General features: G+C 68.1%; 22 protein-coding genes. 9 read left to right on the top strand and 13 right to left on the bottom strand.

Annotation, left to right across the window (positions count from 1 at the left end):
* Positions 1–348: 348 nt before the first annotated feature.
* Both OG218_RS01130 and OG218_RS01125 read right to left on the bottom strand, forming a co-directional pair.
* Positions 349–636, bottom strand: a complete 288-nt coding sequence (locus OG218_RS01130) for a hypothetical protein (protein WP_328291367.1) — start codon at positions 634–636, stop codon at positions 349–351.
* A 438-nt stretch (positions 637–1,074) separates the two neighbouring features.
* Positions 1,075–1,329, bottom strand: coding sequence for a hypothetical protein (locus OG218_RS01125; RefSeq protein ID WP_328291366.1), 255 nt, complete (start codon positions 1,327–1,329; stop codon positions 1,075–1,077).
* Positions 1,330–1,499: 170 nt separating this feature from the next.
* Here OG218_RS01125 and OG218_RS01120 point away from each other — a divergent pair, with 170 nt between their 5' ends.
* The 3 genes from OG218_RS01120 to OG218_RS01110 all read left to right on the top strand — a co-directional run bounded on the left by OG218_RS01120 (position 1,500) and on the right by OG218_RS01110 (position 3,938).
* On the top strand, positions 1,500–1,778 hold the full coding sequence (locus tag OG218_RS01120) for a hypothetical protein (protein WP_328291365.1): 279 nt from the start codon (positions 1,500–1,502) through the stop codon (positions 1,776–1,778).
* 520 nt (positions 1,779–2,298) lie between these two features.
* Positions 2,299–2,772, top strand: coding sequence for a hypothetical protein (locus OG218_RS01115; protein ID WP_328291364.1), 474 nt, complete (start codon positions 2,299–2,301; stop codon positions 2,770–2,772).
* A gap of 287 nt (positions 2,773–3,059) precedes the next feature.
* Positions 3,060–3,938, top strand: a complete 879-nt coding sequence (locus OG218_RS01110; RefSeq protein WP_328291339.1) for a hypothetical protein — start codon at positions 3,060–3,062, stop codon at positions 3,936–3,938.
* A 571-nt stretch (positions 3,939–4,509) separates the two neighbouring features.
* On the opposite strand, the gene OG218_RS01105 is transcribed toward OG218_RS01110, so the two are convergent.
* On the bottom strand, positions 4,510–5,094 hold the full coding sequence (locus OG218_RS01105) for a 2'-5' RNA ligase family protein (RefSeq protein ID WP_328291363.1): 585 nt from the start codon (positions 5,092–5,094) through the stop codon (positions 4,510–4,512).
* A 172-nt stretch (positions 5,095–5,266) separates the two neighbouring features.
* On the opposite strand from OG218_RS01105, the gene OG218_RS01100 reads away from it, so the two are divergent.
* Both OG218_RS01100 and OG218_RS01095 read left to right on the top strand, forming a co-directional pair.
* A complete protein-coding gene (locus OG218_RS01100; RefSeq protein WP_328291362.1) occupies positions 5,267–5,776 on the top strand; it encodes a GNAT family N-acetyltransferase in 510 nt (169 codons plus the stop codon).
* A 67-nt stretch (positions 5,777–5,843) separates the two neighbouring features.
* Entirely contained in the window at positions 5,844–6,611 is a 768-nt protein-coding gene (locus OG218_RS01095) for a nucleotidyltransferase domain-containing protein (RefSeq protein WP_328291361.1), read from the top strand.
* Between the two features lie 84 nt (positions 6,612–6,695).
* Here OG218_RS01095 and OG218_RS01090 read toward each other — a convergent pair whose 3' ends face one another.
* The 9 genes from OG218_RS01090 to OG218_RS01050 form a co-directional block, all read right to left on the bottom strand.
* A complete protein-coding gene (locus OG218_RS01090; RefSeq protein WP_328296202.1) occupies positions 6,696–8,051 on the bottom strand; it encodes a tyrosine-type recombinase/integrase in 1,356 nt (451 codons plus the stop codon).
* The gene (locus OG218_RS01085) at positions 7,940–8,617 is read right to left on the bottom strand and encodes a site-specific integrase (RefSeq protein WP_328291360.1); all 678 of its coding nucleotides are present in this window, start codon (positions 8,615–8,617) and stop codon (positions 7,940–7,942) included. The genes OG218_RS01090 and OG218_RS01085 overlap by 112 nt, the downstream gene beginning before the upstream one ends.
* A gap of 88 nt (positions 8,618–8,705) precedes the next feature.
* Positions 8,706–9,284, bottom strand: a complete 579-nt coding sequence (locus OG218_RS01080; RefSeq protein ID WP_328291359.1) for a hypothetical protein — start codon at positions 9,282–9,284, stop codon at positions 8,706–8,708.
* A gap of 165 nt (positions 9,285–9,449) precedes the next feature.
* On the bottom strand, positions 9,450–9,656 hold the full coding sequence (locus OG218_RS01075) for a hypothetical protein (protein ID WP_328291358.1): 207 nt from the start codon (positions 9,654–9,656) through the stop codon (positions 9,450–9,452).
* A 42-nt stretch (positions 9,657–9,698) separates the two neighbouring features.
* A complete protein-coding gene (locus OG218_RS01070) occupies positions 9,699–10,340 on the bottom strand; it encodes a YkgJ family cysteine cluster protein (protein WP_328291357.1) in 642 nt (213 codons plus the stop codon).
* A gap of 105 nt (positions 10,341–10,445) precedes the next feature.
* Positions 10,446–10,820, bottom strand: a complete 375-nt coding sequence (locus OG218_RS01065; RefSeq protein WP_328291356.1) for a hypothetical protein — start codon at positions 10,818–10,820, stop codon at positions 10,446–10,448.
* A gap of 252 nt (positions 10,821–11,072) precedes the next feature.
* Positions 11,073–12,086, bottom strand: a complete 1,014-nt coding sequence (locus OG218_RS01060) for a phosphotransferase family protein (RefSeq protein WP_328291355.1) — start codon at positions 12,084–12,086, stop codon at positions 11,073–11,075.
* A gap of 189 nt (positions 12,087–12,275) precedes the next feature.
* Positions 12,276–12,680, bottom strand: coding sequence for a VOC family protein (locus tag OG218_RS01055; RefSeq protein WP_328291354.1), 405 nt, complete (start codon positions 12,678–12,680; stop codon positions 12,276–12,278).
* Positions 12,677–14,008, bottom strand: coding sequence for an MFS transporter (locus OG218_RS01050; protein WP_328291353.1), 1,332 nt, complete (start codon positions 14,006–14,008; stop codon positions 12,677–12,679). Before OG218_RS01050 ends, OG218_RS01055 begins: the two co-directional genes overlap by 4 nt.
* Before the next feature lie 268 nt (positions 14,009–14,276).
* Between OG218_RS01050 and OG218_RS01045 the strand changes: the two genes are divergently transcribed.
* The 4 genes from OG218_RS01045 (at position 14,277) to OG218_RS01030 (ending at position 17,759) form a co-directional block, all read left to right on the top strand.
* The gene (locus OG218_RS01045; protein WP_328291352.1) at positions 14,277–14,909 is read left to right on the top strand and encodes a CGNR zinc finger domain-containing protein; all 633 of its coding nucleotides are present in this window, start codon (positions 14,277–14,279) and stop codon (positions 14,907–14,909) included.
* Positions 14,910–15,093: 184 nt separating this feature from the next.
* A complete protein-coding gene (locus OG218_RS01040; protein WP_328291351.1) occupies positions 15,094–15,537 on the top strand; it encodes a hypothetical protein in 444 nt (147 codons plus the stop codon).
* A gap of 251 nt (positions 15,538–15,788) precedes the next feature.
* Positions 15,789–17,041, top strand: a protein-coding gene (locus OG218_RS01035) for an IS3 family transposase (protein ID WP_328291350.1) whose coding sequence is annotated in 2 segments (ribosomal slippage) — positions 15,789–16,062 and positions 16,062–17,041 — 1,254 coding nt in all. Because the reading frame shifts where the segments join, the coding sequence is not laid out codon by codon here.
* A 103-nt stretch (positions 17,042–17,144) separates the two neighbouring features.
* Positions 17,145–17,759: a hypothetical protein gene (locus OG218_RS01030; RefSeq protein WP_328291349.1), complete on the top strand. Its 615-nt coding sequence runs from the start codon at positions 17,145–17,147 to the stop codon at positions 17,757–17,759.
* Between the two features lie 94 nt (positions 17,760–17,853).
* Here the strand turns inward: OG218_RS01030 and OG218_RS01025 are convergent, their stop codons facing one another.
* Positions 17,854–18,369 (bottom strand): cold-shock protein, encoded by a 516-nt coding sequence (locus OG218_RS01025; protein ID WP_328291348.1) that lies wholly within the window; start codon positions 18,367–18,369, stop codon positions 17,854–17,856.
* Between the last annotated feature and the right edge of the window lie 14 nt (positions 18,370–18,383).

Here is an 18,383-nt window from a genome sequence, read left to right as displayed (position 1 = left end):
CAACCACCACGAGCGGGTCGGATGCACCCCAACACAGGGCTGATCCGGTGACCTGCACGAGATGATCACTGCACTGGCCCACGACGGACGGGGCCAGGCATCGGGTCGAGTCGCCGCCTCCGGCATCCCCCGGTTGCGGTGGAGGTGGCGTCTCGACCGCTGTATCGCCTCACCCGTCACTTCTGTTACATCGCAGCGGAGCAGGCGCAAGTCCGGTTCGCGAAGATGCGTGGGTGATCGGGGGCCCCGCGCTCCGCGGGATGACCGTGCGCTGCGCGCGGACTGCGGGATGACCGGGACGTGCCCTGCCCGGCCACACTTGTTTAGAGCTTTCTCCTGGTGCTGCGGTCAGTGCCGTTCCGCAGCTAGGGCGTAGGCCCCGCCGGCTAACGCGAGGAGCCCGAGTCCGCTCCAGGCGACGACCGGGGCGTGCGGACCGAGAAGTCGCGCGGTCCAGGTGCCGAGCAGCACGACGGTGGCGATGCCTGCTGCTGCACTGGTCAGCCACCACCCCAGCGGGGTGGCGTCGGCGAGATGGGCGAAGTGGAGGGCCAAGCAGCAGAGCCCGCCGGTGGCGACGGCTGCGATCAGCCATCCCAGGTGCAGGTCGTATGCAGGAAGGCGAAAGCCGAACACGTCTGCCATCACGTGTGAAGTCATGGTTGCGGCCATGGTGCAGTGACGTCGGCGGTGGTGGTGATGGTTGACGCGACAGCAGTCACAGTCGCCTCCCAGAGATGTATGACCCCCTGACGGTAGAGGCCACCTCCGACACGATCCCCGGGTGGGGCGTGATCAACTACGCGGTGGGGAGAGGTCTTCGCTCTCTCCTGGCTGTGAGCGGGTGCCTGTACTTGGCGGTGCGGGTTCAGCTGGGGTCTCGGATGGGGGACGCTTCCTGTCCGAGACCCCTTCCGCTTGGCACGCCTGGGTCGGTGTCAGCCGTGCACGCCTGAAGGCGTACGCGGCGTGGCGGCCAGGCGCCCTGTGAACGGGTCGAGGTGGATAGCCAAGCAGGCATCGCCACCGTCGTGCTGCTCGGTACGTGGACCGCGATGCTCGCAGTGCTTCTGCTCAGAGGTCTGCGTCCGGGGTGTGTTGGCGGGTGCTGGCGACGGCTGCGTCCCAGGTTGGTGTCCGTGTCGGGGTGTGTCCGGCGCGGCTGCGTTCGATGGCCCAGCGGGCTGCGTGGCGGGCGCTGTCGACGGCGTCGGTGGCGAAGTACTTCACGACCTGGGCATCGGTGGCGTCCCAGAGGACGAGTGCTTTCGCGGGGGTGGACCAGATCGCGAGTCGGCCGTTGGGTTGGACGAGCACGACGAGCTTCACACTCGAACCTCCAGGGAGTTACAGCTGTTCACGCGGGCAGTCACGGGCGTGAGGACATCGTCAGCCATGGGGCTAGTGACGGCGAGTCACGCGGTGTAGTGGGGTCGTCGCATCATGATCGGGGCCCTACGTCAACGGCGCAGCCGCCCGCGCGCCTCTACCTTCTGGACATGAGCATCGAGATCACTCACGTCCGTCTGCAGGGGACGCGTGATCGCCTGGAGGCGATCACGCGCTACCGGTGGCGTGGTCTGCAGAGCGGGCTGGTGGGGACGGACACTATGGCCGAGTTGGTCACGTGGATGCGGCAGGGGCTGCAGGTCTTCATCGGTCGGGGTGTGCAGCAGGTCCCGGTGGTTGTCGCGGAGCGACTGGGTGCTGAGCCGTACTTGTGGACCTACGCCAACGGCGCGAGAAACAACGATCTGTTGGCGCTTCCGCGGTTCTGAGCACGGTCGGGTTTGTCCATGTGTCGACGGTGTCGGGGTCTCAAAGTCGCGGGCGTGTTCGCCGATAGTGAAGAGGCGTCAGGCGGTCCGTTCACGGTGGCATCCCCTCACTAGTCCGCTCGCCGCGCCGCTCGTCGGGGCGAGGTCCGGCTGCCCTGCCTGTGGGGGTCGCCCCGACGAGCACCCCCTGTTGCAGCGGCGCGCGGCGGTGTCGGCGGCGATGAGCAGGGCGTCGCGGATGCCGGGGTTCAGGACCTAGGTTGCCCAGCCGCGAGGTGGTCGTGGCGGTGGCCGCTGCGGCCAGGGCAATGAAGGGGGAGGGGCCACCCCGCGGCGTGCGCTGAGGGCGAACGGCGACATGGCGGACATCGTCATGTCCGCGACGTCACCAGCCGCCTGCGACCGCGCGGACGGCGGGATGACCGTGACGTCGCGGACGGCGGCGACGACCATGGGTAGCCACTAACGTCGACCGGGTGACAGGTCGTGATCACTGACTCCGGAAGGGGCGCAACGACGCGTGAACCTGATCATGCAACTTCCAAAAAGACCCGTTCTTCTGCGAGTCCTTGGCTTGGTGCTGGGATTGCTGGCGGCTGGACGGATCAACAGCTACGTCACCGCACGACGAGATGTGGGTGGCGCTGACATCGGCTTGTTCCTCATCCTTGGGGTTGCTGTGGGTCTTCTCGTCGTTGTGTGGGGCGCCGTGGACGGGGCGCGCAGGGCACGGCGAGGCGTTCTTCGTGAGCAGGGTCAGTGGTCCTGGGGTGTCGCTGCCTTTTTGAGCGCCCTCGTCGGCGCCCTGGTGCACACCGGCGTGTCCTTGTTCGTAGACCCTGACGACGGGGCGTCTCTAGCGTCGTCCATGGCCCCAGCACTGATCGACTTCGTGCTGTTCGTGATCAGCGGTACTGCCTTCATGGGCGTCGCAGCCATCGGGCCCTTCACGGTGATGTACGACCGTGTCGCACGCCAGCAGGTGCGGGGCTGAGGCGCTGCAGGTGCAAGCGGTGGTGCTTCGCGGTAGCTGAGGGGCGGCCGCTCCTACCGGTTCGGCACGCCTATCTGTAGGTGCTGAGGAGTGGCCTCCAACGTCGGGCTTGCGTCCGACATCGCCAGATGAGTGACGTCGCCGACCGCCGGCGACAGCGCGTGAATTGCGGGATGACCGTGCGCTTTGCGCGCACCGCGGGATGACCGGATGGATGTGTTCGAGGTGACACCCATCAGGGTGTGATGAGCCCTGCACCGCGAGGTGGTGTGCGAGACGCTGATGTGGTGACGACAACCGGACTGTCGGACGGCTCTGGGAGCCTTGCGGATTCGCGCGCCAGCAAGGTCGGTGACGGCTTCGGCGTCGGGGCGACGCGGTGGTGGCGCCGGCTGGCGGGTGCGGGCGTGGTGGCGGTGCTTGCCGCGGCCGTCGGCGCCTTGGCCACCGGTGAGGACGGCGTCGATCGTGACGCCGGGTTCTGGGCGCTGGTGGTGCTGGGGTGCAGCTACGCCGGGGTGCTCGTCTCCTTCCTGGTCTCCGGCTCCGCCCGGGGTGGACGGCTGGTGGCCCGTCATGCGGGTGCGGGTGCGGGGCTGGGTTTGGTGCTCGCGGTGGCGTTGACGGTGTGGGTCGGCGACGTCGCCTGGCTGGGGTTGTGGCTGCTGATTTGCCTGCCGGCGGGAGCGCTGGTGGGTGCGGTCACAGCCTGGGTGGCGTTGATGCTGCCGCGGCGGGTGGTGTCGTGGGTGGCGCTGCTGGGGGTGGTAGCCATGGCGTCACTGGTCTGGTCGACGTTTCGGCCGCAGCCGCCCTATGACCTGTTCGCGGTGGATGCCACGGAGCAGGTGAGTGCCGCGGGTGGTGCGGTGGGGCTAGCGGAACGCGTCCGGGCTGCGGTGGAGCGTGCCGGCGCCGGGGGCGACTTCCGCACCGACACGTCCTGGGCGGCGGTCTCGAACGAGGTGTCGGGTGATCTCGGTGGGGCGCGGCCGCACCTGCGGTTCACCGTTGATGAGGACCTGCCCGTCTCCACCGTTACCGGTGAGCGGGTGCGGGTGATGACGGTGCAGGTGCGTGGGGGCGGGGCTGCTTGCGTGATCACCGATGCTGGTGCTGTACGGGTCGTCGACGGGACCTGTCAGGACCTCGACGTGCTCCGTTAGTGAGCGGTCGGAACCCTCGCCTCCACGGTGACCTGCATGAGGTGGATGTGTCCCTGGCCGAGCACATGCGAGTGATCACATCGCCCACCGACCACCTGGTCATCGCCGAGACCGCGAGGTCGCAGCCGCCGGCGACAGCGCGCGCACCGCGGGATGACCGTGACGTCGCCCAGGGGTCCGGCCCAGGGGGCTGACGAGTGGTCGTCAGGCGAAAGGGTGACAGCCGTGGACGGCGCCCTGGCGGTGGAAGGAGTACGCGATGCTCGTTCGGTGTCCGACTCGACAAAGCGCGCCGGCTGGCGCCATCGGCGGGGATCGCGACTGCTGTCGCGCGTGGCGGCGGGTGTCGTTGCTCTGGCTCTGGCGGTGGTGGCGCAGAGGCAAGGTGAGCAGGGGCACGTAGTGCGCACTGCTTTGGCCGTCGGCGGGATCCTCCTCGTGATGAGCTGGGCTACGGATTCGATCGCCCGCGGTGTCTCCCGGATCGTTCGCGGTCGGCATGGCAGCTCGGGATGACCGTGCCTCCTGCGCGCACCGCGGGATGACCGTCAGGTCGTCTGTCAGCGCGACGCTACCGGCTCCCGAGTTCCAGACGACGCAGGGTGCGCCACGAACGTGGCTGCTCAGAGCCGGTGATCAGCAGGGCGTGGTCGAGGTGCTGGCTGACGGGCAGGTGGGTCCGCACGTCTGCTTCGGCGGCCCGCAGAGCGTTCAGGCCGTCAGGACCGGCGAGGGCGCGTTCGGCGACGGTCAGGTGCGGCTGGACGTCGGCGGGGTCGGTGCCGTGGGCGCCGCCGTAGGGCGGGTGGTCGGGGAAGGCCGAGAAGACGGCGGCGGTCAGTTGCCGCAGTGGCTGCTCAGGGACGGGCGCCAGCCACAGCACCTCGGAGCCGAACCAGGCGGTCGCGGTGAAGGTCACGTCGAAGCTGGCGACGGTGGCGACCGCGGTGGCCAGAGCGCTTAGGGCTTGCTCGTCCAGTTCCGAGGGGGGAAGGAAGGGGTGGAGCACGGTTAGGTGGGCGGGCACGCCCCAGGCGGCGGCGCGGTCCAGATGGGCGCGATGGTCGGCGACGGCGTGATCGACGGCGGGTACCGGCACGATGACGGCGCTGCGGGTGGGTGGGGCGATTGTGGGTGGGTCGTCGAGGCTGTGCACCCTGCCGACGGTAGTGAGGAAGCACGGTTGGACGCCTGTGACTTTGTGGCGGACATCGATATGACCGCGACGTCGACGACCGCGCACACCGCGGGATGACCGTGAGGTCGGCGACAGCAGCGAGGTCAAGTCCACGGAGATGGTGCAGCGCCTCGTGTCCTAGCGTCGGGGGATGACGCGCAGTTATCCGTCTGAGCTGACGATCAACCTTTCGCAGGGCTTGCGCTTACGCCAGGCCAATCCCACCGACGCCCAGACCATCACCGCCTGGCTGGGCCAGGAGCAGGTACACCGGTGGTGGGGCGGTGCCCCCGTGACCTTGGAGGAGGTGCGCGCGAAGTACACCGGAGCGCGTCTACCCGGGGTCGTCGTGTACGTCATCGAGACGGCGGCAGCACCTGTCGGGCTCATCCAAGCCTGGCAGGAGGGCGACCGCTGTGGCCTGGACATGTTCATTGCTGCCGACATGCAAGGACGAGGAGTGGGACCGGTCGTAGCCCGGGCGCTGGCGGAGGAATTGACCATTCGCGGTTGGCGGGACCTGGTGGTCGATCCGGCGGTGGACAACGTAGGCGCGGTGCGCGCCTGGCAGCGAGCCGGCTTCATGCCCACGGGAGAGCATGGTCTCGATGAAGGACACGTGACCGAACTAATGATCTTCACCACCGTCACCACGTACTGACGGTGGCAAGGCCGCGCAGTTGCCCGCAACATGCCGCAATTCAGCGCGTCGGGGCATTCTTCGAGGTGTGTCGTCCACGAAGCAGTCAGGGGTGAATGCTCGAGCGTTGAGCGTCGTTACGGCCTACGCCGCCGCGCTGGAGAACTGCCTCAGTGTCGGGGACCTCGTCGGGGTCTACCTCACTGGCTCCGCGGTGTCTGGGGAGTTCGACGAGGGGGTCAGCGACATCGACGTGCTGACCGTTCACCGCAGTTGTGCTGAGCAGCTACCCGGACCCGCTCTGGGACGCCTGCACCACGATCTAGCGATGAGCCTGGAGTGGGCATCGCGGATGGAGGTCGCCTACCTGCCACTGCCTGGTCTACGCCCGTGGGGAGTGCAGGGCCACTGCCTGTCGTGGTCGGCGGAAGGCCTACGGCTGGGGCCAAGCCATGCCGCTTCCGACGATGTCCTAGCTGCTCGGCGACACGCCGTCGTGGTGCGGGGGATGCCCACCGGCTCGGTCTTCCCGGAGGTGAGCGAGGGCTTGTTCCTTCGTCAGACGCAGGAGTATTTGTCGGACCTGCTGACGCGGCCGGCGCCGAGTGGTGGAGAGGCCGCGGCAGATCGCATCGCCAACATTGCCCGGTGCTTGCAGCGGCTGGCGACGCGGCAACTGGGATCGAAGGCGACAGCGTTGCGGTGGTGGGGTGAGCGCGACACCGAGGTCCATGAGGTGGTGCAGGCCGTAGTTGCGGCTCGCCACGGCGATGTAGCGGCCCAGCAGCGCTGCGCTCAGGGACTGGCGCTGCTCATCGAACGCGCGACGGTTACCGGCGCTGCTCTGGCGCCCTGACGGCTCATCCCTGCTGATCTAGCGTCAATACGAGGCCGACCGAAGGCGGCATGCAGCGACGTCACGCGCACCGCGGGACGACTGTCAGGGCTCGTTGAGGTCCCAGGCCATGCCCGCTGGGCGGGCCTGCTGGCCGGTCGGGCTGAAGACTTGCACTGCCTCAGGTCCAACGTTGCGGGCTATGACACAGCCGGCGGTGTCGGTGATGACGACACCGCTGCGTTCGGGCAGGGCGAGCACCACCTGCTGGTGCGCCGTGGCCCACTGCTGCAGCTCGGTGTCCTGCGCCGGTTGGTAGTGCGGTCGCACCACTGCCCCGGCCAAGCGGTTCAGACCGCGGGTGTCGCTCACGCCGGCGTCGTTGGGGTCCTCGGCCTCGGCGATGGCGATGTCCGCGCCGAGCAGGATCGCGCCGGCGCTGCCGCCGTAGACCTGGCCTCCGTCGTTGAGGAAGGCGTTCAGTGCGCTGAGCAGATCGTGCTGCTGCAGGTGGTGCAGCAGGTCGAAGGTGTTGCCGCCGGGGATGGCGACGACCTGACTGCGCTGCAGACGCTCGGCGCTGTGATCGTCATCGGTCTTCTCCAGGCCCCAAGCGTCGAGGGTGAAGTCCCCTCGGGTGCGCAAGGCGTTGGAAAGCCACTGGGCGCTGCCGGTTCGGGCCGGGCCGAGAGGCATCGCGAAGGACCAGATGCTCACGCGCTGGCCGGGGGTGAACGCCTCATCCCATAGTGCTGCTTCATCGTGCTCGCTGCCGCCGCCGCCAAGGTAGATCCCCGTCATGGTGATCACAGTGCTGAAGTAGTCCTGGCCAGTCCAGTCTCTTCTGGGGGTGCTGCCGGACCTCGCGCAATTCGTCAGATCCGGTCGTCGTCGACCCGGGCCGACCACGCACACCGCGGGATGACCGTGCGCTTCGCGCGCACCGCGGGATGACCGTGCGCTTCGCGCGCACCGCGGGATGACCGTGCGCTTCGCGCGCACCGCAGGGATATGCGGGTGATCCTTCTGTTCGGCGTCCACCCGGACATCGCCAAAAGCGTGAAGTCGGAGCAGACTCGTCAGGTCCCCGAGGCCATGTATGCGGCGAGGATGTAGTTGGGGTGGCGGTCCAGCGCGGGCGCGGTCGTAGCGCATCGTCGTCCGCGGATCGGCGTGACGGGCCGCGATCTGGACGTCTCGTAGGTCCACGCCGGCGTCGAGCATGGTGGTGACGTAGGTGTGGCGAAGCATGTGCGGGTGCATCCGCGGCAACCGGATCCGGGCATCGTCGGCGAGGTGCTTGAGACGGCGGGTCGCGGAGTGGCGATCCGAGCGGCCGCAGCGAGTGTTCAGTAGCAGCGCCCCCGTCGTGCGGTCGCCGATGGCGCGGTCCACTGATCGCCCCACCGCCGGGGCCAGCGGGACGAGGACGACCTTGTGACCCTTCCCGACAACCCGCAGGACGCGGTGGCCGTGCTCCTCACCGAGGTCGGCGATGTCCAGGGCGCAGCATCGAAGATGCGCAGGCCCAGCAATCCGAGCAGGCACACCAGGGCGAAGTCGCACGGGTTGGCGGAGTCGCGGGCGGTGGAGAGCATCGCTTCCAGCTGCAGGTGATTCAATCCCAGGGTGGGTGACTCCGGTGGCACGTTGGGACGTCGGACGTAGTCGGCGGGTGAGTGCTCCAGCAGTTCGTCGACGACGCAGGTCCGGTAGAAGCCGGCGACTACCGACGTCCGCCGCGACACGGTGGAGGCGGCGAAGTGCTGGGTCTCCTGCATCCAGCGGACGTAGAGCTCGATGTGCGGACGTCGGGCCTGCAACGGGTTGAGCCCACGGAGTTGGCACCAGGTGAGGTAGACGCGCAGGTCGGATTCGGCGTGGCGGCGGGTTCCGCCGCGGTAGCGGGCGAGGTAGGCGGCGATGGCCAGGCGTAGGGGGTCGGTGCGCCAGGTGCCGTCGCCGAGGGGGATGGGGAACGGGTCAGGGTGAGGCTCATAGAGGAGCGTGTCTCCGCGGCACCTCATCTCGCCAGGCCCTCGGCGTCGAGCTGCACCCGCACTGCACGGCTGCACGGACCGCGACAGCAACAGAACAAGGCGTGGATGGCTCTGATCAAGGGAAGGTGATGAGCGTGACGCCCTCCGCTGGCGGCGTTGTCGACTTCCATCCCGTGCCGGGGGTGGAGCGCCACGCCTGGGTCCACACCTGCATGAAATCCGCTCCGGCGGTGGCCTCGAAGGCGCGTTCGTCGGAGAGGATGTGGTCGTAGGCGAAGCCGAACCGGGTGGCCAATCGCTGGCTGGGGATGTTGCGTGCGTGGATGCGGCTCTGCACCAGCAGCACCGAGGGGGCGGGCTTCTGGTGGGACGTGTCGTGGAGGATGCGCTCCAACCGGTAGCGGTAGAGCTCCCCGGCGACGTTGGTCCCCTGCACGCTGAGGACAACCCCCAGGGCCTTCTGCAGCACGACGCGGACGTCGCCGACGCCGCGTTGCGGCTCCCACAGGCCAAGAGCTACGAGGTCATTGGAAGGCTGCCGCAGTCCCAGGATCATGCGCGACACGCCATGCTGGTGAGGCCGGTAGGCACGCAGGATCGACTGCGCTTCCACCTGCCACCAGCGGGGGTGAGTCTTGCGCCGGCCCCCGGTCTTCTGCATCTTCTCCGGGTCCGCGCAGACGAAGCGGGCCACCTCGCTGGCGTACTCAGGGCTGTATGAGTAGAACGTGACAGGGACCGTGGCGGGTGGCCCGGCGGCTGTCGGGGACTGGCTCACCCCTGCATAATCCCAGCGAATCGCACAGCACTACGCCCGGCCACCCAGAGTGAGTAGCCGGGCGCAGGATGCAGTGTCAGCTCACGAGCGGGCCAGTGCCCGCGTGACCATCGCCGTGACGGCATCGTCGGAGCTGGGGGCCATCAGGCGTTCATAATCGCCGACCGCTTCAGCGCGTTCGCGATCACTCAGGCCGTCGTTGCCGACCTGGTCGCCCCGGTAATCACTCAGGTAGTCGCTGGGGCGTGAAGCCTCTCGGCGGTCGCGTTCCTGCAGGTGCGAGGCCACGTGCAGGTTGTGAGCATTCCCCGTCATGACCATCCCTCCTGATCAGTTGAACGTCCTTGCACCAGTGTGCACTCCCAAGCCGCCGATGTCTTCCTCCTCAAGCTGTCGCTGTCTCCGGAGCAGAGCCTGCTCGCTGCGAGCTGGACGTCGAGCTCGTAGTTGGATCATGCGCTCGTACAGCTGCGTGGTGATGGCCCGGTCTCCACGCAGGAACCGGCTCAACAGGCTCGCGGCCGCCTGGTCGGTCAGGGCCAGCTCGAGCAGCTCCTGCACGGCTGGGTCGTCCAGGTGGTTACCGATCTGCAGGCTGGTGATCATCCACCGCATCGCCGTCGCGTCGTCAACGAGTCCGCCCTCGGGACGGCAACCATGCGGGCAGGGCATCGACTCGGTGGCGCCCCACAGTCGACAGATCGTGGGGCGGATGGCGTACACACTGCACCGCCCGGCCCCGAACGTCCGACTCAGCGCAGGGCAAGCCCCATCGGGGGTGGGGTCATCGAGGTCGACGCCGGCGGCCAACAGCCGGCGGCGTTCGGTGATGGAGGCGTCGATGTCCTTGCTACAGAAGTCCTCGCACAGCCCCAGGCACGACAGGGCCGGCAGCTGGACAGACAACTGTTCCAACCACTCGGTGGCCTTGCTGAACTCGCGGCGGACAGGCGCGGTCCGACGAGGACTCACCAGAACATCATCACGGGGCTGGAGCTCTGCTCACGCAGGGACGGCGGGATGACCGTGACGTCGTGCTTGCCCCTCCCCGAGGGTGACGAGGCTGGGGGCGGTCAGCTAGGCATCCGCGCCGATCTTGATGCGGGGTGCCGCCACCATCGTGAGGCCCAGCAGCCCGTAGCTGATCGCGCCCGCAGCAAGGGCGTCGCGGTCCCAGGTGGCAGCCGTGGTGGTGACGAAGCTGCCGTCACGGAGGAACCAGTCGCAGCGCACCCCCATGGGGAACCACTCCCAGTGCTGGCGGACGTCGACGCCGCGCTCGAGGACACGCTGTTCAAGGGGGACGCGCGGGCTGACGCCCTTGTAGATGCAGAAGTCGCTCTCGATGCCGAAGAGGTCGGCCTGGAAGAACAGCAACGGCAGTGCCAGGGGGGCGGTGAGGATCATGAACCCGCCGATCAGGCGGCGGATCAGGGTCGAGCCGTCGGGCACGTGCGGCTCCTGGGCGGTGAGAGGGGTGCGGAGGCTCGAGCTATTGGGGTGTTTGCAGCATCGGTGGGTGGCGGGGTCAGCCCGATTCGTTGATCAACTTCTCCACAGGACCACCACCCGCAGGAGCCCACAACGACCCCGTGACCACTCGGACATCGCCATGTGAAGCCCTCGCTGGCCGTTCGAGACCGCGCACAACGCAGGATGACCGCGAAGTCGTCCGACACGGTCCTGCCGGCTCCGCGCTTGTAGTTAGGTCTGGACCTGAACCTCGACGTCGATCTCGGCACGAGCGCGCAGGAGTTCTCTCGCCTCGCGTACCGGTCTAACGAGGAAGGCGCTGAATTCAGCTCTGGTCGCGGCGTTCAACCGGGAAGTCGGCCCGATCGAGGGCAGCACGTTCAGGAGCCAACGCACCGTCGTCAGCACCTCGAAGTACGCGAACCCCTCCAACGGATCACCCATAGCGGCGGTGACCGCGTACTCCCCGCGCACGGCCCGGGCGAAGGCGTCGAAGCCGCTGCGCTGCATCAACGTTGATGTCCAAGCCAGATCGAAGCGGGGATCGCCGATCCGCCAGTCCCAGTCCAGCACCGTAGGCCGTCCGGAGCCGTCCACGAGCACGTTCCACGGGTGGTAGTCGCGGTGCAGGACGACTGAGCGCCGGCAGGGCACCAGATGACGGCGGTCGTGCAGCCACCGCAGCACGTCGGACAGCCCGGCCCGCGGCAGGCTGTCGCTGTCGTGATGCAGCTGCGTGAGTTCGCGGTCGATGTGGTCGTACGCGCCCTGATCGGTAGCGGTTGGTTCCAGCAGGCGGGGATCGAGGGCGTGCAGCGCCGCCAGCTGAGTCGCGAACGCGCTGACCAGCTGAGCCTGCGTGCTCGGGTCGGCGGCCTCGTGGGCCTGCCACAAGGTCACGCCCGCAACGTGCTCCATCACGACGAACGGGCGCCCAAGGTGGGCGGTGTCGAACTCGAGCAGCACTCCGCGGGGCACTGGGTAGTCCACGGTGCGCAGCTGTTCCAGGGCTCGCCACTCCCGCGCGGCGTGGACGCGTCCGTCGTCGTCCGGTGCATACGTCTTGAGCACCAGGCGCACCGCGGGTGTAGCGCTGTGCTCGCCTCGGCGCAGGTCGAAGGTGTACAGGCTGCTGGCCCATCCTCCGCTGACCCCTTGCAGGGGCCCGGGTGAGGCGCCGAGGTTTCCGCTACCGGGCCGGGAGAGGTATGTGGCCAGGCGAGAGCGCAGCTGATCCAGCGTCATCGTGCGCCCCGGGACGATGAAGGGAGCATGTGCTCCCGAGAGTGTCCCCGGAGGCGTCTCCCATAGCTGGTCACGTCGCGACTGTTGCAGGAATGAGCCTTCGCCGTCTCGGGTAGCAGCGTCCGTGGTGTCGCCCCTAGCTGAGCGCCATCGCGGCCGGCGGGATGACCGTGAAGTCGTGCCACTGCCTCAGACGCCGGTGACCAGGCAGAACGGATGCCCTGCGGGGTCGGCGTAGACACGCCACTCCTTCGGCCCAGGGCTCATGACGTCCCCACGGGCTTGGGCTCCGAGGGCAAGGACTTGTGCGTGAGCGGTGGGGAGATCTTCGACCAGGACGTCGAGGTGCATCTGCTGCGGGTGGTGCTGAGAGGGCCAGGTCGGGGCGATGTAGTCGGCCACCTGCTGAAAGGACAACCGGTGACCGTCAGGACCCGGGCCCAGGGTGATCCACCCGTCTTCGTCGTCGTCGATGTCGCGGCCCAGGACGGTCTGCCAGAACTGGGCCAGGAGCCTTGCGTCGGGGCAGTCGATGACGAGGTCTGCCAGTCGTCCTATGGCCTCGGCGGATCGCGGCGGCGGGGGACTGCTCATGTGTTGTTGCCCGTATCGCTGTCGATGGGTGGGGTCGATGCGCCTGTGGCCTCGCGTAGTCGCAGGAACGTCGGGGTGAGCATCGGGACTGCGGAGACGATCAGGCCGATCGCGCCGATCAGGACGCCGGTGCGGGCGCCGAGAGTCTCCCCGACGACACCGGCGGCCAGGGCACCCAGGGGGATCGAGCCGTACATGACCTGGGTGTAGGCCCCGGCGGAGCGGGTGAGCTCGTCTCGGGGGATGAGTTGTTGGCGCATGGTGAGGGAGTAGACGTTGGCGTTGCCTTCCCCGATGCCGCGCACCAGCATCACCGCGGCGATGACCGCGGCCAGGGCCCAGCCGGTGAGCGCCCATGCGGGCAGCAGCACCGGAACCAGGCAGGACAGCAGCAGCGAGAGGGTGAAGGCGCGTCCCAGTCCGCACCGCTCAGCTAGGCGTAGCGCGGTCAGGGTGCCGAGCAGTCCGCCGACCCCCGCGGCGGCCAGGGCGAGGCCGTAGGCGCCAGGGGTGACGTGCTGCTGGCGTACGGCCCAGAGGATGAGGTTGAGAACCAGGATCTGCTCGGCGGCGTTGTAGGTCGCGGCGTGGATGGTCAGGGCCCGCAGGTGGGGGTGGGTGAAGAGGAGGCGTAGCCCCGTCAGCACCGAGGGCCGTCCATCGGTGTCGGTGGGGCTGCCGGCGCCGGGCACGGTGCTGCGTGCCCGGGGGTGGCTGGTGGCGACCCCGGCGGCGGAGGCGAGGTGACCCACGGCGGTGACGATGAGGGCGATCGGGGCTCCGGCGGCAGAGATGAGCAGACCGGCTAGGCCCGGGCCGCTGATCTCGGTGACCGTTCGGCTGCCTTGGACGGCGCGGTTGGCGGCGGCCAGGGAGTCGTCCTCGACCAGGGCAGGGACGTAGGCGAAGGCGGACAAGCCGAAGACCAGGGCGCAGCAGCCGCTGGCGAAGGTGATCGCGGCCAGCAGGGGGACGCTGAGCCAGCCCCCGACCCAGGCCAGGGGAATCTGGGTCAGCAGGAACGCTTGGAGCAGATCGGTGGTGACCATGGAGCGCTTCTGGTCTCGCCCGTGCAGCAGGTGTCCGGTGAGTAGGGAGAAGAGCAGGTAGGGCAGGGTCCCGGCGGTGGCGACGAAGCTGATCGCTGCGGGTCCGGCGTGCAGGGCGATGGCACTGATCAGCGGGATGGCGACGGTGGTGACCTGGGCGCCGGCGCTAGCTGCGGACTGACCCAGCCAGTAGTGGGCAAAGCTGCGCTCGATGCGCAGCAGTGCCCAGCTGGGGTCGCGTACCCGCGCACGGGTGGGTGTGCTCGCCAGGTCGCTCACGACGTCGCCACCTCGACCGTAGGTGGCGGGCACGCCCAGGGGGCGAGCCAGACTGCAGGGGTGAACGTGCTCGAGGGGGACGGCAGAGCCAGGACCAGGGCCAGGGCCAGGGCCAGGGGCGGGAGGCCGGCGCCGGGTCCGCCGGGGTCTGTGCGGGGTGACGCCGCTCGGGGTGCTCGTTCAGGTGTCTGCACAGGGTCTCCTCGGGCCAGGGAATCATCGCCCTCCGGCACGTTACCGGTGATGGACGATGACCGGTAACGGGGACGTGCCTGCAGACAGTGGCTACGCCGAGCCGGGAGGGCGGGCGCCGGCGCCGGCGCCGCTGCGTCTGGCGCAGGTCTTCTGCAACACCGCCGACCGCGAGGCCGGGGCCGATGCTTTGCAGACTCCCGCTGACCTCGTGCAGTGGTTGGCCAGCTACGACCTGCTCGACGAGCGCGAGCAGGCCAACGACGATGACCTCACCCTCGCCGTGGACCTGCGTGAAGGACTGCGCTGGCTGTTCCTGACCCACCACGACAGTGCGCACACCGCCCCGGCTGACCCCACCGACCCGACTGACCCCACCGACCTGGCCGATGGAGACGATGGCGAGGGAGCGAGTCGCCTGGAGACGGCCCTGGCTCAGTTGCCGGTGCGGTTGACGGTCCCTGAAGGCGCAGTGAAGACGGCACCCTGGATGGATGCGCCGGTCCGGGCTGGGCTGACGCACATCGCCGCTGTGTTGATCCGCGCGGAGCCGGGACAGCTGACCCGGTTGAAGGCTTGCCGCCGCGACGTGTGTCAGTGGGTGTTCTACGACTCCTCCCGCAACCGGGGCAGTACGTGGTGCGCCATGGACATCTGCGGGGCGCGCACCAAGATGGCCACCTACCGGGACCGCCGCCGCGATCACTGACCCGTCCTGTCGGTCCACCGCGATTACCGTCGGGACACCGCGCGGACATCGTCATGTCAGGACGTTCGGGACCAGCCACGATCGCGCACTGAGCGCGGGATGACCGGACGTTCTTGCTGTGCGCGCTGGAAGCAGAAGCGGTGAAAATGACCCCGGCCGGGCACCAGCCCGGCATGCTCGAGCGATGAGCCACCCGATCACCGAGCACCGGATGTTCCGGCCGGTGCGGGCGATCGTCGTCGTCTGCGTCTTGGTGGCCTTGGTGATGGGCGGTCTCCACGCCTACCGCGTGACGCGGCCCTGCGGGGTAGGCGTTGGCGATCCCGAGGACGCGGTGGCCGGGGTGCTCACCGCGATTCAGCGTGAGGACAGACGCGGTCTGTGCCAGCGGTTGATGCCGGACTACGCCATTCCTGCTGAGCAGATGCAGGTCCTACGTCAGCGGATTGAGGAGGCCGGTGGAGCCGGTGACCTCCGGGTGAAGGATCTGAAGGAGCTTCAGTTGGGGGCTCAGCACGTGCTGTCGGTGAGTAGCGAGGATGGCGAGGTCGTTGCTCAGTTCCAGACCCTCGTCGGTGAGCGCGGGTCAATCGTCGTGGCGGTGAGCACCTCACCTGGTCAGTGGTGAGTCGTCTTCGGGCCGCACCGCGAGATGACCATGAAGTCTGCAGGCCGCAGACTCGCGCCCCGTTCGTGCCGCGGTGGGACGTGCAGGCATGCTGGTTACATGAGCACACCGAAAGGCTCCGGCCCAAACCTGGGCGCTGGTGGAGTGGCTGCCCCGCAAGCCCGGGTGGCCTCTCGTGCTCAAGCCGCGCTGACGACTCTGTGAAGCGTCACGGCTTTGATGCCGCTTCCTGATGAGTCAGGATGACGATCATGCCCAAGCAGTACCCCGCCGAGATCAAAGACCGAGCGGTACGGATGGTCCTGGACCACCAAGGCGACTACCCCTCCCTGCGCGCAGCGTGCGTAGCCATCAGCGAACGCCTCGGCGTCTCCCGCGCCAGCCTGCAGCGCTGGGTCGACCAAGCCCAGGTCGATGCCGGCGCCAAGCCCGGTCTCAGCAGCGCCGAGGTGGAGGAGATCAAGGCGCTGAAGGCGGAGAACAAGCGCCTGCGTGAGGCCAACGAAATCTTGCGTTCCGCCTCGATTTTCTTCGCGCGGGAGCTCGACCCGCGCCAGCGTTGATCGTGCAGTTCATCGATCAGATGAGGGAGAGGGATTTCGCGGTCGAGTCGATCTGTGCCGTGCTCAGCGAGCAGGGGTGTCAGGTCGCCGCGAGAACCTATCGAGCCTGGAAGAACGGCGCCGCGCCCTCAGCCAGGACCATCTCCGATGCTCACGTCATCAATGCGCTACAAGCCACGAACGGCCAGCCGGAGTCGCTGTACGGGCGCCGCAAGATGGTCGCCTATCTGCGTCGGGCGGGCGTGGCGGTGGCGCACTGCACCGTGGACCGGTTGATGCGCGCGGAAGGCATGAACGGGGCCCGGCGGGCGAAGAAGGTCCGCACCACTGTTCCCGGCAAGGACGGGGTGCGGGCCGGGGACCTGCTGAACCGGAAGTTCAGCGCCCCGGCCCCGAACGTTGTCTGGGTGGCGGACTTCACGTACGTCCGGACCTGGGCGGGGTTCGTCTACGTCGCCTTCATCGTCGACGTGTTCGCTCAGCGGATCGTGGGCTGGCACGCGATGACCAGCAAGCACACCGAGCTGGTCCTGACCTGCCTGCGGATGGCGACCTGGGGACGGGAACACGAAGGAACACCAGCGGCGCCGGGACTGATTGTGCATTCCGATGCCGGGTCGCAGTACAAGAGTTTGAGGCTGACCGAGCACCTCGCTATCGAGGGTTTCGCGGCGTCGATTGGTTCGGTCGGTGACGCCTACGACAACGCCCTGATGGAGACGGTCATCGGCCTCTACAAGACCGAGTGCATCCGTCCCGGCCCCTTCCACGCTGGGCCGTTGAAGATTCTCTCCGATGTGGAGTACGCCACGGCTACCTGGGTGGAGTGGTGGAACAACGCCCGGCTGCACTCCCGGTTGGATTACCGTCCACCTGCTGAGGCTGAGGCCGCCCACTACGCTGACCTCAGCGACTTCATCCGGGAGTCGTGCCCCACGTGAAGACGGCGGAGAAGCCGTGACGCTTCACCGCCGGGTCGTGCTCGATCTTCGCCATATGCGGGCGTAGCCGGCCGCCAGCGAGCACGCACAACGCGGGATGACCGTGAAGTCGTGGATCCGGGGCTTGATGGTGCAGCGCACCCGATGCTCCACTGCTGAGATGGTCAATCTCCAGGACTTGGTCTTGCGCGACGGTGACACCGTGGACGTCGATGGTCAAGTCATCGAGGTGGAGGGTGCACTGCACCTGGCCCCGCTGGGCGATGAGGACGGTCCACAACCTGGCCTACCGTGCGGTCGAGGCGTACCGGTGCAGTTCCCACCGGGTGTGCAGCCTGCGGTCACCAGCATCGCCTCGGTCCGTGGGGTGTGGGCTGGTGTTGGTATCAAGGTGCACACCGTCGAGGCGGCGCCCAGCCCTCGCGTGTTGGGGTCGCTGACTCCGGTGCGATCTGATGCCGCGGGCGCTGAGGCCAAATGCCCAGCTGATGAGCGCTCCGCAGCACTCCCGCGGGATTCAACGCTGGAGGCAGCTATGGACTACCTCGTGAGTGAGGAAGTCGGCGAAGGCCTGATGTTTGCTTTCGGTGAGTCCAGGGTCAGCGACCGGACCGTAGGTCAAGCGTGGTTCACGCGCATGACGTCCGAGGTGGCGGAGCGTCTGCGAGCGGTTCCGGATGACCTACTGCTCGTCGACGTGTGGTTGCGACCGGCCTGAGGTTCCTGTCCTCGTCAGGAGCTGGACGTGTGTGAAGCGCGGGATGACCGTGAAGTTGCTGTTCACCGTCTGATGGGTGAGGCCAGAGACCGGTTCAGTCGGGTAGCTGCTGGCGCACCTGCTGCAGTTCGGCCATGGCTGCGTCCATCAGCTGCTCGTTCAGCATGCCGCGGGTGTCGATGCGGACTTCGTTGCGTCCTGGTGCCCTCTCGAAGACGGTAACGGTCACCGTGCCCAGGACCGGCGTCGCTGCTGGCGGCCAGTGCGTTGTCCCTGCCTGCGGGGCTCCTGCGGCTTCAGCGGCTGCCGGGTCGTCGTAGGTCAGGGTGAGGCTGCTGGTGAAGGCTCCGCTGCGGTCGTTAAACACCATGGTCCCGGGCCGTTGAGCCGGGTCCTGGCCCCAGGGCCAGGCGCGTTGAGCGCGGTAGTGGTACCCGTCCTGCTCGCCCTGCTCGTAGGTAAAGGCAACGTCCTGGCCGGGCCGGAGCCCCTCCTGGGTGGTCATGGCAGCGGAGTAGTGGACCCAACAGCCGCCCGGCGTCTCAGAGCTGTCGATGACACCCCAGCCTTCTTCGTCGTGCCAGTCGCGGACGACGCCTCTGGTGCTCATGATCAGATCATCGT

Origin of the sequence: Kineococcus sp. NBC_00420, from assembly GCF_036021035.1 — a bacterium.
In the GTDB taxonomy this organism is placed as follows: domain Bacteria; phylum Actinomycetota; class Actinomycetes; order Actinomycetales; family Kineococcaceae; genus Kineococcus.
Note: the sequence above shows the minus strand (reverse complement) of the source record. Positions and strands in the feature narration are given on the sequence as shown.